This is a genomic window from Paraburkholderia terricola (assembly GCF_003330825.1).
Taxonomy (GTDB): Bacteria; Pseudomonadota; Gammaproteobacteria; order Burkholderiales; family Burkholderiaceae; genus Paraburkholderia; species Paraburkholderia terricola.
Map to the genome: position 1 here is coordinate 1,929,505 of NZ_CP024941.1, position 14,265 is coordinate 1,943,769.

Below are 14,265 nucleotides of genomic sequence, written 5' to 3' on the forward strand. Positions count from 1 at the left end.
GGATATGCACACATCGCGTGCTAGCATTTGAAATTGGTCGTACCAGTGAGATTGAACCATGCAGACAGCGGATCTTGAGAGCGCAAGGCAAGTGGCGGACGTGGTGGCCGAGCGTATCGAACGCCTGATCGTCGACGGCGTGCTGAAAACCGGGCAGGCGCTGCCCTCCGAACGGCGCTTGACCGACAAGCTGGGCGTCTCGCGCACGGCGCTGCGCGAAGGGCTCAAGCTGCTGCGGGCGCGCGGCATCATCGAGACTTCGCACGGCAGGGGTTCGTTCGTCGCGAGTCTCACCGCGCAGCCCGCGCTCACGCCGATGATGCATCTGCTCGGCTCGCAGCCGCGCACGCTCTACGATCTGTTCGAGGTGCGCGGCATGCTCGAGGCGGAGTCCGCGCGGCTCGCGGCGCTGCGCGGCACGCCCGCCGATTTCGTGCTGATCACGCGCCGCTATGAGGAAATGCTCGCGGCGCACGGCAAGGAGACGAGCGCCTCCACGCACGCGCGGCTCGATCACGCGTTTCATCTCGCGATCTGCGAGGCCTCGCATAACCCGGTGCTGGTGCATACCTTGAGTTCGCTGACCGACTTGCTGCTGAGTTCGGTGTTCGCATCGGTGAACAATCTCTATCATCGCGAGCCGCACAAGCGCGTGATCGACCGGCAGCACGCGCGGCTCTATAACGCCGTGACCGGCAAGCTGCCCGAGCAGGCGCGCCGGGCCGCGGCCGATCACATCAAGAGCGTGTGCGCGAATCTGCGTGAAATCGAGCAGGAGGAGCAGCGGCTCGTGCGCGCGACGTTGCGGCTGGAAGGGTGGGAGTGAGCGGCGCGAACGTGGCGCAAGCGCGGCGCGAAGATGGCGCGTTAGCGGCACGGGGGCAGCACAGGCGCGGCGCGAACGCGGCACGAAGATGGCACGTTCGCGGCACAAGGGCAGCGCAAGCACGGCACAAGCACGGCACGAATGCGGCGCAAGCATGGCACGAAGAGCACGTTCGCGGCGCAAGGGCAGCGCAAGCGCGGCGCGAATGCAGCGCAAGCGCCGCACGACGAGGCACGAATGTGGCACAGGCGCGGCAGGATCGAAGCGCAGGCGGCGTCACATTCGCTTCGACTCGAATCCGGGCGCCCCAGCCGCTCGCGTCCGCGAGGCGCTACGACAAAGCGCGTAGGCGCTTTACAATCGAGCCTCGACAGAAAAATCGCGTGTTCCCCACGCCCCCCACATCATGCCGACCATCAGCGAGCTTTTCGTCTATCCGATCAAATCCTGCGCGGGCATTGCGTTGAATGAAGCGCGCCTTCACGCCACCGGCCTCGAATACGACCGCGGCTGGATGGTGGTCGACGCGAGCGGCGCAATGCTCACGCAGCGCGCGTATCCGCGCATGGCGCTGATCAAGGTGGAGTTCGGCGAACGGGAACTGGTGATCCGCGCGCCCGGCATGAGCGAACTGCGCACGCCGCTCGACGCCGCGCAGCTGCACGCGCCGCAAAAAGTGCAAACCGTGGTGTGGCGCGACGCGGCCTACGGACTCGACACAGGCGCCGCGAGCGCCGCGTGGTTCTCGAACTTTCTCGGCTTGCCGGCGCGGCTGTTGCGCTTCGATCCCGAGCGCGAACGCACCGTCGATCCCGAGTACACCGGCAGCACCGGCGGCGCGACCACGCATTTCGCCGACGGCTTTCCGCTGCTGGTGATCGGTCAGTCTTCGCTCGACGATCTGAACGTGCGTCTGAACAGCAAGGGCGCGCCGTCGATTCCGATGAGCCGGTTCCGTCCCAACATCGTGCTGACCGGACTGGATGCGTACGAGGAGGATTACGTCGAAAGCCTGAGCATCGAAAATCTCGAAGGGCAGCAGGGGCAGGATGTGCAATTGCAACTGGTCAAGCTGTGCGCGCGCTGTCCGATGCCGACCATCGACCAGGCGAAGGGCGCGCCCGATCCCGATTGGCCGAACGAGCCGACCGACACGCTGAGCGTCTACCGGGCGAACCCGCAGCGCGGCGGCAAGGTGACGTTCGGCAACAATGCGCTCGTCGCGCGCGGCGCCGGCGCGTGGCTGCGGGTCGGCCAGGCGGTGGAAGCGGAAATCGGTTTCGGCGATTAGCCGATCAGGCGACAGATCGGGCGTGGGGACCGGGAGTCGAAGCAGGCCGCCGGATCAGCCGGCGGCGTCATGCGCCAATCATGTGCCGCTTATGTGCCCGTCAGCGCGGCGAGGATGACCGGCATCGGCGTCGGCTTGACGAAATGGTGATCGAAGCCCGAGCGCAGCGAGTCGTTCCTGTCGTCGGGACAAGCGAGGCCGGTCACGGCCACCAGCGTCGGCGGGGGCGTGTCGCCCACGTTGCGGATGCACCGCGCCACCGAGCGTCCGTCGAGGCGCGGCATCTCGACGTCGAGCAGGGCGGCGGCCGGGTGCCACGCGCAATACTGCGCGAGCGCGTCGAGCCCGTTCTCCGCGGTCCGAACGTCGAAACCATGAGCGACGAAGAAAAGGGCGTAGGCGGCCAGCAGGTTCGCATCGTCGTCCGCGATCAGCAGCCGCGCAGCCAGGGGACTCGAAGCTAAGTGACTCGACATCGGGCTTCCTCGGATTGCATTCCCTGTGTAGAACAACAGAGCGAGCAATTTGAAGTCCCGATTCAGGCGTCGCCGGGGCCGCGCATTGACGCGGCTTTCGCGAGGCAGCGGCCACCGCCCGGTGAAGAAATTGCCATCGGCGATGAAAGACGGCCATATGGTTGCACCGTGCGGCTCTCGTGCCTCATGCGGCTTGTGCTGCTTGTGCTGCTTGTGCGGCTCGTGTGGCTCGTGCGGCTCGTGCGCCTCATGTGGCTCATGTGGCTCATGTGGCTCATGTGGCTCATGTGGCTCGTGTGGCTCGTGTGGCTCATGTGGCTCATGTGGCTCATGTGGCTCATGTGGCTCGTGCCGCTCGTGCGCCTGGCGGGGTTCGTCCCGCTTCAGGCGGCCCTGGCGGTCGCCTCCCGCCCACGCGACTCGCCCGCATCCGCGGCGGTGACGCCATCGCGCGACGCGTCGGTGTCCTGCGCCCTCGGTTCGACGCTCTCGCCGATCGCATCCCCCACCAGAATCACCGCCGGACTGCCGAAGCCCGCGCTCGCGGCGTCGGCGGCCAGCCGGTCGAGGCGCGTGAGCAGACGCCGCTCGTCGGCCCCGCCCGCCCACTGCACGACGGCGGCCGGCGTGTCGGCCGGCAGGCTCGCGAGCAGCGCGCCGGCGAGGCTCTCGATGCGCCGCATCCCCATGTAGATCGCCAGCGTGGTGCGGGTCGCGGCGAGCGCGGCCCAGTCCGGCTCGCCGTGGTCCTCGGTGTGGGCGGTGACGAAGCTCACGCCGTGGCAATGGCGCCGGTGCGTCAGCGAGACGCCGAGGCCTGCCGCGGCAGCGAAGCCCGACGAGATGCCGTTGACGATCTCCACCGTGATGCCCGCGCCGCGCAACGCCGCGAGTTCCTCGCCGGCGCGTCCGAACAGCAGCGCCTCGCCGCCTTTCACGCGAACCACGTGCAAGCCCTTGAGCGCATAACGCTGCATCAGCCGTTCGATGAACGCTTGCGGCGTGGAGCGGCAGCCGCCGCGCTTGCCGACGCGAATCACGCGCGCTTGCGGCGCGAGCGTCACGATCTCGGGATTGGCGAGGTCGTCGAGCAGCACGACGTCGGCGGCCGCCAGCGCTTTCGCGGCCTTGAGGGTGAGAAGGTCGAGATCGCCTGGGCCGGCGCTCAATAACGTGACCTTGCCGGGTTGGGTGTTCATCGCGGTGTCCTTAGCCTGTGTGTCTGTCCTTGCCGACGGCAGCCGTCGCGTCGGCGTCGAATAAAAAACGGCGTCCGCCCGTGACTGGTCACGAGGGGACGCCGTTGTCCGTGTTCCTGCTGCTTGCGGTATTCCTGTGGAGCGGGGCGAGGCACTGTGCTGTGTCTCGCCTTTCGACCGCGTGGGCCGCGTTCGCTCCGTCATCGGCTGCGTTGCCGGTGACCCGGCATTCGCTCATGCAAATACCACGCCACCCGCGGCCTGGCTTGCCGCGCCGTTCGGCGAGCGCTTGCCGGGCGCTTGCCGAGCGCTTGCCGCGCCGTGGCCGCAGGGCCGGAAAACACGCCGTCCACCCACGCGCCGCGGCCCCCATGCATGCCCGCTTCCCGCACGCGCCGGGTGCTGCGTCGCACCAAGCGTGTGCTTGCCTGCCTCAAAACCAATCGTCAGACCGCTGCGCCGCACGTCTGTGCGATTCGCCGCCAAGTCCCGTCGCACAGCGCTCGCGCGGCCTTTCCGCGCAATTGGCACAGCCTTTGCATTAAGCCCTGCCATCGGATCAACGAGGGTCCGGCGCGAGCGCAACAACAAGGCGCTCGCCGCAGTACAGGTCAGGACAACGGCGTCCCCCGAATTCAGTCATCGACTGGGTTCGCGGGACGCTTTTTTATTTTCCGAATCACTTTCGCCATCTGCCACGCGGCGGCGAACCCAGCCCAGCACATTGAGGAAAGCGCGGTCATGAAAATCATCGTTATCGGTCACGGGATGGTCGGTCACAAACTGGTCGAATGCCTCGCGCAGGACGCGGCGCACGGCCTCGACATCACGGTGCTGTGCGAGGAACCGCGTCCCGCCTACGACCGCGTGCATCTGTCCGAATTCTTCTCGGGCAAGAGCGCGGACGACCTGTCGCTGGTCGAGCCCGGTTTCTTCGAACGCCAGAACGTGCTGCTGAAGCTGAACGCGAAGGCCGTCTCGATCGACCGCGCCGCGCGCGCGGTGACGGTATCGACCGGCGAGACGCTGCCGTACGACAGGCTGGTGTTCGCCACCGGTTCCTATCCGTTCGTGCCGCCCGTGCCGGGCCGCGAGCGCGCCGACTGCTTCGTCTACCGCACCATCGACGATCTGGAAGCGATGCAGGAATGCGGCGCGCGCTCGAGGACCGGCACGGTGGTCGGCGGCGGGCTGCTCGGTCTCGAATGCGCGAAGGCGTTGCGCGACATGGGCCTGCAGACGCACGTGGTGGAATTCGCGCCGCGCCTGATGGCCGTGCAGGTCGACGAAGGCGGCGGCCGCGTGCTGCGCACGAAGATCGAGGAACTCGGCGTGACGGTGCACACGCAGAAGAACACCACGGCGATCGTCGATGGCGAAAACGGCACGCACCGCATGCAGTTCGCCGACGGCACGCACCTCGACACGGACATGATCGTGTTCTCCGCCGGCATCCGGCCGCGCGACGACCTCGCGCGCGACAGCGGCCTGACGCTCGGCGCGCGCGGCGGCATCGTGATCGACAACGCCTGCCGCACGAGCGATCCGCACATCTATGCGATCGGCGAATGCGCGCTGTGGAACGGTCAACTGTTCGGCCTCGTCGCGCCGGGGTACGACATGGCGCGCACGGTGGCGAAACAGTTGCTCGGCGAGCCGGCCGAATTCGCCGGCGCCGACATGAGCACCAAGCTCAAGCTGATGGGCGTGGACGTCGCGAGCATCGGCGACGCGCACGGCACGACGCCGGGCAGCCGCGCCTACCAGTTCAGCGACGAGCGCAAGCAGGTCTACAAGAAGCTGGTGGTGTCGGAATGCGGCAAGTATCTGCTGGGCGGCGTGATGGTCGGCGACGCGAGCGAATACGGCACGCTGCTGCAGATGATGCTGAACCGCATCGAACTGCCGGAAGCGCCCGAATTCCTGATCCTGCCGCAAAGCGACGGCAAGGCGAAGCCGGGACTCGGCGTCGACGCGCTGCCCGCGGCCGCGCAGATCTGCTCGTGCAACAACGTCTCGAAGGGCGATCTGTGCGCGGCCGTCTGCGCGGGCGCGACCGACATCGGCGCGCTCAAAGGCGCGACCAGCGCCGGCACCTCGTGCGGCGGCTGCGTGCCGCTCGTCACCCAGGTGATGAAGGCCGAGATGAAGAAGCAGGGTCTCGCGGTCAACAACCACGTCTGCGAGCACTTCCCGTTCTCGCGCCAGGAGCTGTATCACATCGTGCGCGTCGAGGGCGTGCGCAGCTTCGGCGAGCTGCTCGCGAAGCACGGCCGCGGCCTCGGCTGCGACATCTGCAAGCCGACGGTGGCGAGCATTCTCGCGTCGTGCTGGAACGAGTTCGTGCTGAAGAAGGAGCACGCCTCGCTGCAGGACACCAACGACTACTACCTCGCCAATATCCAGCGCGACGGCACCTACTCGGTCGTGCCGCGCATGGCGGGCGGCGAGGTGACGCCGGACGGCCTGATCGCGGTCGGCCAGGTGGCGAAGAAATACGGCCTCTACACGAAGATCACCGGCGGCCAGCGGGTCGATCTGTTCGGCGCGCGCGTCGAGCAGTTGCCGTTCATCTGGGAAGAACTGATCGCCGCCGGCTTCGAATCGGGCCATGCGTACGGCAAGGCGCTGCGCACCGTGAAGTCGTGCGTGGGCTCGACGTGGTGCCGTTATGGCGTCGGCGATTCGGTGGGCCTCGCGGTCGAACTGGAGAACCGCTACAAGGGCCTGCGCACGCCGCACAAGATCAAGTTCGGCGTGTCGGGCTGCACCCGCGAGTGCGCGGAAGCGCAGGGCAAGGACGTCGGCGTGATCGCCACCGAGAAGGGCTGGAACCTTTACGTGTGCGGCAACGGCGGGATGAAGCCGCGCCACGCGGAACTGCTCGCGTCGGACCTCGATCGCGAAACGCTGGTGCGCTACATCGACCGCTTCCTGATGTTCTACGTGCGCACCGCCGACCGTCTGCAACGCACCAGCGTGTGGCGCGAGAGCCTCGAAGGCGGCCTCGATTATCTGATCGACGTGGTGGTCAACGATCACCTGGGCGTGGCGGCGGAACTGGAATCGGACATGCGGCACGTGGTCGAGACCTACGAATGCGAATGGAAGAAGGCGGTGACCGATCCTGAAACGCGCAAGCGCTTCCGCCATTTCGTCAACAGCGACCAGGCCGACAACACCGTGACGTTCGTCGAGGAGCGCGGGCAGATCCGTCCGGCGACGCCGGTCGAACGGCAAGCGAAGCTGGTGTCGATTCCCGTGGTTGTCGAGACGGTCTGATTTTTTATCCCCACTCATTTTGCTCATTCACTGAGGAGTTCTGCGATGAACAACGACCGCCTGCCGCGCGCCTGGACACCGATCTGCACCCTCGACGACATCGTTCCGAACACGGGCGTCTGCGCGCTCGTCAACGGCGAACAGGTGGCGGTATTTCACGTGAACAGGCATGAGGAGGATGCGGAGGACACCGCCGTGTACGCGATCGAAAACTTCGATCCGGGCTCGCAGGCGGCGGTGCTCTCGCGCGGCCTGATCGGCAGCCTCGGCGAACGCATCGTGGTCGCCTCGCCGATCTACAAGCATCACTTCGATCTGCGCACCGGCGAATGCCTCGAATCACCGGAGTATTCCGTCAGCGCGTTCGCGACGCGGGTGGAAGACGGCCAGGTGTGGGTCGCGGTTTGAGCGTGCCGATTTCCTGTTTCCTGTTTCCTCTTTCTTTCGAACGACGCCATTTGCCATGTCCTCCACTAGCGTAAAAACCGTGTGCCCTTACTGCGGCGTTGGCTGCGGCATGGTGCTGCACGTCGAGGACGGCCAGGTCGTGAAGATCTCCGGCGACAAGGAGCATCCGGCCAACTTCGGGCGTCTGTGCACGAAGGGCCAGTCGGCGCACGTCGCGTTGCGCAAGTCGGGGCGTCTCGAAGACGCGTTCGTGCGTCATGCGCGCGACCAGGACCCCGCGCCGCTGCCGATGGCGCAGGCGATCAGCACCACGGCGGCGCGCTTGCGCGGCCTGCTCGACGAGCATGGACCGGACGCGCTGTCGTTCTACGTGTCCGGCCAGATGTCGATCGAAGCGCAGTACCTCGTCAACAAGCTCGCCAAGGGCTTCATCCGCACCAACAACATCGAGTCGAATTCGCGCCTTTGCATGGCGAGCGCGGGCAGCGGCTACAAGCTCTCGCTGGGCGCGGACGGTCCGCCGGGATCGTACGAGGACATCGACCACGCCGACCTGTTCTTCGTGATCGGCGCGAATATGGCCGACTGTCACCCGATTCTGTTCCTGCGCATGATGGATCGCGTGAAGGCGGGCGCGAAGCTGATCGTGGTCGATCCGCGCCGCAATGCGACCGCCGAGAAAGCCGACCTGTTCCTGCGGATCAAGCCGGGCACCGATCTCGCGTTGCTCAACGGCCTGCTGCATCTGCTGCACGAGAACGGCCACGCGGATGCGGCTTTCATCGCCGAACACACCGAAGGCTGGGACGCGATGCCCGCGTTTCTCTCCGACTACACGCCGGAGAAAGTCGCGGACCTCACGGGTCTCGCCGCCGAGGACATTCGCCGCGCGGCGCAGATGATCGGCGCCTCGCGCGAGTGGATGAGCTGCTGGACCATGGGTCTGAATCAAAGCACGCATGGCACGTGGCACACCAACGCGATCTGCAACCTGCATTTCGCGACCGGCAAGATCTGCCGCCGCGGTAGCGGGCCGTTTTCGCTGACGGGCCAGCCGAACGCGATGGGCGGCCGCGAAATGGGCTACATGGGGCCGGGCTTGCCGGGTCAGCGCTCGGTGCTGGTCGAAGAAGACCGCGCGTTTATCGAGAACCTGTGGGGCATCGCGCCCGGCACGCTCAGGACCGAAGTCGGCAACGGCACGATCGACATGTTCACGCGCATGGCCGCGGGCGACATCAAGGCGTGCTGGATCATCTGCACGAATCCGGTGGCGAGCGTGGCGAACCGGCAGAACGCGATCGCCGGCTTGCGCGCCGCCGAACTGGTGATCGCGCAGGACGCATTCCTCGACACCGAGACCAACCGCTATGCCGACGTGCTGTTGCCCGGCGCGCTGTGGGCCGAGGCGGAAGGCGTGATGATCAACTCCGAACGCAACCTCACGCTGATGCAAAAGGGCATCGAGCCGCCGGGCGCCGCGTTGCCGGACTGGCAGATCATCGCGCGCGTCGCGTGCGAAATGGGTTTCGCCGATGCGTTCACCTATGCGAGCGCCGAGGAAGTGTTCGCGGAAATCACCCGCGCGTCGAATCCGACAACCGGCTACGACCTGCGCGGCGCGAGCCATCGCCGTCTGAAGGAAACGCCGCTGCAATGGCCGCTCGCCGACGACGCGGCCGAGCGCAATCCGCTTCGCTATATCAACGACGGCGTGAGCCAGCCGTTGAAGCAATGGCCCGACGGCAGCCGTCCGCGGCTCGTGTTTCCGACCGCGAGCGGCAAGGCCAGGTTTTTCGCGCGCGCCCATGCGGCGCCCGCCGAATTGCCCGATCGCGAATTCCCGATCGTGTTGAACACGGGCCGCTTGCAGCATCAATGGCACACCATGACCAAGACCGGCAAGGTCGCGATGCTCAACAAGCTGAACCCCGGCCCGTTCGTCGAGATTCATCCCGAAGACGCGGCCGCGCTCGGCATCAAGCCGAAAGATCCGGTCGAGATTCGTTCGCGCCGTGACCGCGCGGTGTTGCCCGCGGTCGTCAGCGAACGCGTGAGCGCGGGCAACTGCTTTGCGCCGATGCACTGGAACGACGTGTTCGGCGACGACCTGTGCATCAACGCGGTGACGAGCGACGCGATCGACCCGGTTTCGCAGCAGCCCGAACTCAAGTTCTGCGCGGTCGCGCTGAGCCCAGTGGCGCTCGATCGCGCCGAGCCGATGTCGACCAGCGACGACGAGGCGCTTGCCGAAACGTCCGCCGTCGCGATGAGCGTTGCCGGTGACATGAGCGCCGCGAGTGCCGCGCCCGCGAACGCCGTGACGGCCCGCGCCGAGGATCTGGATATGCCCCGTATCAATGCCATCACCAGCCTGCTGCAGTTGCCGCAAGTGAGCGCGCCGTCGTTCACCGAAACAGAGCGCGCCTACCTCTCGGGCTTCGTCAGCGGACTGCGTTCGGCGGAAGCGCAAGGCATCGACCAGGTGCCGGTTCTGCCGGGCAGCGCGCCGTTCGGCGCGACGAGCCGCCTCTATGTGGACGGCTTGCTCGCGGGACTCTATAGCCGTGGCGCGACGGCTGTCGCGAAGCCGGCCGCCGCACGCGCCGAGGCTCACGCGGACGCCGCGCATTCGTCGGGCGTGCGCATCGTGCGCGCGCGTCCGAAGGTGACGCTGCTGTGGGCCTCGCAAACCGGCAACACCGAATCGCTCACGGAGCGCTACGCCACGCGTTTGATGGAATCGCGCTTCGAGATTCGCACCTCGCGCATGGCCGACTATCCGGTCGCGTCGCTCGCCAAGGCGCAATACGTGCTGCTGATGACGAGCACGTTCGGCGACGGCGATCCGCCCGACAACGCGCAAAGCTTGTGGACGCAATTGAGCGCCGCGAACGCGCCGCGTCTCGACGGCGTGCGCTTCGCCGTGCTCGCGCTCGGCGACCGCAACTACGATCAATTCTGCGGCCACGGCCGCCGCCTCGACGAACGTCTCGCGGAACAGGGCGCGCTGCGTCTGATGGAGCGCGTCGATTGCGACAGCGAGTATCAGGAGAGCGCCGACGCGTGGCTCGAACGCATCATCGTGCGCATCAACGAAGAAGATGCCGCGCTGCATGCGGTGCCGCCGGGCGGCATGATCAATGCGGTGGTGCCGGGCGCGGTGCCGACCAAGACGCGCCCGGCCGCATCGCGGCTCGTCACGAATCTGCGCCTGAACAAGCCGGGCACCGCGAAGGACACGCGCTACTTCTCGCTGAGCACCGAGGGCTCCGGCCTCGAATACGAAGCGGGCGACGCGCTCGGCGTATGGCCGAGCAATTGTCCCGAACTCGTCGACGAATTGATCGCGCTGAGCGGCCTGAGCGCGGAGGCTTCGGTGCACGTGCCGGGCGCAGGCGACCTGCGTCTTGCCGACGCGCTCGGCAAGCACTATGAGATCGCGCGCCCGAATCCCGATGCGCTCGCCTTCATCGCCTCGCGCACCAGCAACGGCGCGCTGCGCGATCTGCTGACGCCCGAGCGCAAGGCCGACCTCAAGCAATGGCTATGGGGACAGCAACTCGCCGACGTGCTGCACGAGTTTCCCGTGAGCCTCACGGCCGCCGAATTGACCGGCATGCTCAAGCGTTTGCAGCCGCGTCTGTACTCGATCGCGTCGAGCCCGAAGGCCCATCCGGGCGAGGTGCATCTCACCGTTTCCGCGGTGCGCTACAGCAACGGCCGCCGTCATCGCAAGGGCGTGTCGTCGACCTTTCTCGCCGACCGTGCGGGCGACGTGAACGTGCCGGTGTTCGTGCAGAAGTCCGCGCATTTTCGTCCTCCGCACCACGCCGACACGCCGATGATCATGGTCGGCCCCGGCACCGGCGTTGCACCGTTTCGCGGCTTTCTGCACGAGCGCCGTGCACGCGGCGACAAGGGGCGCAACTGGCTGTTCTTCGGCGAGCAACATGCGGCGAGCGACTTCTACTATCGCGACGAACTCGAAGCGCTGCGCGACAGCGGCGTGCTCACCCGGCTCGATGTCGCGTTCTCGCGCGATCAGGCGGAAAAGATCTACGTGCAGGACCGCATGCGCGAGCAGGGCGCGCAACTGTGGGCGTGGCTCGAGGAGGGCGCGCACTTCTACGTATGCGGCGACGCGAGCCGCATGGCCAAGGATGTCGACGCGGCGCTCAAGCAAGTGGTCGCGCGGCACGGCGGCATGAGCGACGAGAAGGCGCTCGACTACGTGAATCGTCTCGCGCAGGAAAAGCGCTACATGCGCGACGTTTATTGACGGTTCATCGGGCCGGCGGACTCGCGGTTAAGCGGCTTGAAGACGCTTCCGAAGCGAGTTCAAAACGATTTCAAAGAGCACGCAATACAGCATCAAAAGAGGGACCCTGATGGCATGGACGTTGCATGTTCAGGCGGGTTTTCAACATCGTGATCGCTCCGGTGCGTGGCGCTCGAAACCCAATCAGTGCAATGAGCGCAACGAGCCGGATAGTGAACAATCAGTTTGACGAGGATGTCTGATGAAAAACGTGATGAGCTCCCTAAAGAGCGGAGATTGGCGCGCACTGGTAGCGTGTTTCCTCTATTTCGACACCGGCTTTACCGTGTGGGTTCTGTATGGACCGCTCGCGCCGTTCATCAGCAAGAGCATTTCGATGTCGCCCGCGCAACAGGGTTTGCTGGTTGCCGTGCCGGTATTGTCCGCGGCGATCCTGCGCGTGACGCTGGGTAATCTGTATCAATCGGCGCACGGCAAGCGCATTGCGTTGATGGGCGTGCTGCTGTCGGCGGTGCCGACCATCGTGTTGCCGCTGTTGCCGTTCGTGCCGTCGTACACGTTGCTGCTGGTGCTCGGCGTGTTCCTCGGCGTGGGCGGCGCGAGCTTCGCGGTGGCGTTGCCGATGGCCGGCAGCAACTATCCGCCGAAGGTGCAGGGCCTGGTGCTGGGTCTCGCCGCGGCCGGCAACATCGGCGCGGTGCTCGACGGCTTCATGTTCCCGCAACTGGCCACGCACTACGGCTGGCAAATGGCGACCGTCGGCGCGTTGCCGCTGCTCGCGATCTCCGGCATCACGCTGTACTTCTGGGCCAACGATGCGGGCGTGAAGTCGGGCAGCGTGCTGCGCGCGTTCGGCAGCTTCGCGATCACGCTGGTCGGTTTGATCGCGCTGGTGCTGCTCGTCGAAGCCGGCTTGTTCGGCTCGGGCAAGACCGGTGTGCTGCTGTTGCCGGTGATCGGCTCGCTGCTCGCCATCGCCGTGTTGCCCAAGCGCTATCGCGCGGTGCTGACCGAGCGCGACACGTGGGCGATCATGCTGGTGTACAGCATCACGTTCGGCGGTTTCGTCGGCATGTCGTCGTATGTGTCGCTGCTGCTGACCAACCTCTATCAACTCTCGAAGATCGACGCGGGCCTGTTCATGGCGCTGCTCGCCGCGACCGGCGCGATCGTGCGTCCGCTCGGCGGCCTGATCGCCGACCGCGTCTCCGGCGTGCGCGCGCTGACCGTGCTGCTCGCGATCATCTCGCTGTGCGACTTCGTGTTCGCCGCGGCGATGCCTTCGATGGCGGGCGGCATCACGCTGCTGGTGTGCCTGTACGTGGCATTCGGTCTCGGCAACGGCGCGACCTTCCAACTGGTCCCGCATCGTTGGGCGGGCCGCACGGGTCTGATGTCGGGCATCGTCGGCGCGGCGGGCGGCATCGGCGGCTTCTATCTGCCGGTGGTGATGGGCATCGCGAAGGAAAGCACCGGCAGCTATCAGATGGGCTTTGCGACGTTCGGCGCGCTGGCCGCTTGCGCGTTCCTCGCGATCGTCGCGCTGCGCCGTCCGTGGATGGCGTGGTCGATGCAAACCAGCGGGATTCACGCGCACGCCACCGAGTAATACAACCGGGCATCCGCGCCGGCGCGTGCATGTTGAACGCTCGCGCGGTGCGGATGCCGATGGCGCGACGGGCCGATCGATAAAATAAAAAACCGATATGAGCATCACGAAAGAACGGCTTCATGCGCCGCCGTCCGACACGGACGTTTCCGGCGAGGTCCTGGGCTCGTTGATCAACATGGCGGGGCGTCAACGAATGCTGTCGCAACGCATCGCGCTCAAGGCGATGCTGGCGTTCCAGCAGTTCGACGGCGCGCTCGCGATTGCACGCGATACGTTGCGCACTTTTGCCGACACCCACACGGTGCTGGTGCAAGGCCGCGACGGCTTGCCCGGACTGTTTTCTCCCGCGCTGCGCGAGGCCTTTCACGGCGGCGAGCACGTCGCGAGAAAGATCACCGACTTCATCGCGCTGGCCTCGACGGCGATCGACGCGATCGGGCGCGCGTCGCCCGCTGCCGAAGACGCGTTGAAAGCGTTGATCGGATCGGTGGACCCGCTGCTGATGCATCTGCACGCGGTGACCGCGGTCTACGAGCAGGAAAGCCGGCGCATTGCGCGGGCGCAGAAAAAAGAGCAGCGCGACCTGATCGAACGGATCAGCTCGATCGCGAAGGAAGCGCATATCGTCTCGTTCAACGGCCAGATCGTCGCGAGCCGGTCCGATGTGACCGGCCGCGAGTTCGCCGTGGTGGCCGGCGTGATGACCGGCATCACGAAGGAACTGGAAGCCGTGGTCAATGCCTTCGTGAAGAAAACCTCGGCCGCATGAGCGGTGGTCTTCCGTTCGCGTTTCCTTCCAGCGTTTCCCTGCGGAAACGGCACAGGGAATAGGCAGGCAAGCACTTGCATATTGCGCGTCGCGCTCCTAGTATGCAGGCAGGAGGCTGCC

At 66.2% G+C, this 14,265-nt stretch carries 9 protein-coding genes; 7 read left to right on the forward strand and 2 right to left on the reverse strand.

The features are described 5' to 3' along the window. Window positions 1-58: 58 nt before the first annotated feature. Both glcC and CUJ90_RS08695 read left to right on the forward strand, forming a co-directional pair. On the forward strand, window positions 59-826 hold the full coding sequence (glcC, locus tag CUJ90_RS08690) for a transcriptional regulator GlcC (RefSeq protein ID WP_073426624.1): 768 nt from the start codon (window positions 59-61) through the stop codon (window positions 824-826). Between the two features lie 406 nt (window positions 827-1,232). Further along, window positions 1,233-2,117, forward strand: a complete 885-nt coding sequence (locus tag CUJ90_RS08695; protein ID WP_114162433.1) for an MOSC domain-containing protein — start codon at window positions 1,233-1,235, stop codon at window positions 2,115-2,117. 89 nt (window positions 2,118-2,206) lie between these two features. Here CUJ90_RS08695 and CUJ90_RS08700 read toward each other — a convergent pair whose 3' ends face one another. Beyond that, window positions 2,207-2,593, reverse strand: coding sequence for a response regulator (locus CUJ90_RS08700; RefSeq protein WP_114162434.1), 387 nt, complete (start codon window positions 2,591-2,593; stop codon window positions 2,207-2,209). A 383-nt stretch (window positions 2,594-2,976) separates the two neighbouring features. Further along, entirely contained in the window at window positions 2,977-3,792 is an 816-nt protein-coding gene (gene cobA, locus CUJ90_RS08705) for a uroporphyrinogen-III C-methyltransferase (protein ID WP_244219999.1), read from the reverse strand. Window positions 3,793-4,533: 741 nt separating this feature from the next. On the opposite strand from cobA, the gene nirB reads away from it, so the two are divergent. The 5 genes from nirB to CUJ90_RS08730 all read left to right on the forward strand — a co-directional run bounded on the left by nirB (window position 4,534) and on the right by CUJ90_RS08730 (window position 14,145). Next, entirely contained in the window at window positions 4,534-7,074 is a 2,541-nt protein-coding gene (gene nirB / locus CUJ90_RS08710; RefSeq protein WP_114162435.1) for a nitrite reductase large subunit NirB, read from the forward strand. Between the two features lie 45 nt (window positions 7,075-7,119). After that, complete coding sequence (nirD, locus tag CUJ90_RS08715; protein ID WP_083083731.1) at window positions 7,120-7,482, forward strand: nitrite reductase small subunit NirD; 363 nt, start codon at window positions 7,120-7,122, stop codon at window positions 7,480-7,482. A gap of 55 nt (window positions 7,483-7,537) precedes the next feature. After that, window positions 7,538-11,764 (forward strand): bifunctional nitrate reductase/sulfite reductase flavoprotein subunit alpha, encoded by a 4,227-nt coding sequence (locus tag CUJ90_RS08720; protein WP_114162436.1) that lies wholly within the window; start codon window positions 7,538-7,540, stop codon window positions 11,762-11,764. A 241-nt stretch (window positions 11,765-12,005) separates the two neighbouring features. After that, a complete protein-coding gene (locus CUJ90_RS08725) occupies window positions 12,006-13,373 on the forward strand; it encodes an MFS transporter (RefSeq protein ID WP_073432583.1) in 1,368 nt (455 codons plus the stop codon). Between the two features lie 97 nt (window positions 13,374-13,470). Then, window positions 13,471-14,145: a type IV pili methyl-accepting chemotaxis transducer N-terminal domain-containing protein gene (locus CUJ90_RS08730; protein ID WP_083083733.1), complete on the forward strand. Its 675-nt coding sequence runs from the start codon at window positions 13,471-13,473 to the stop codon at window positions 14,143-14,145. Window positions 14,146-14,265: the final 120 nt, after the last annotated feature.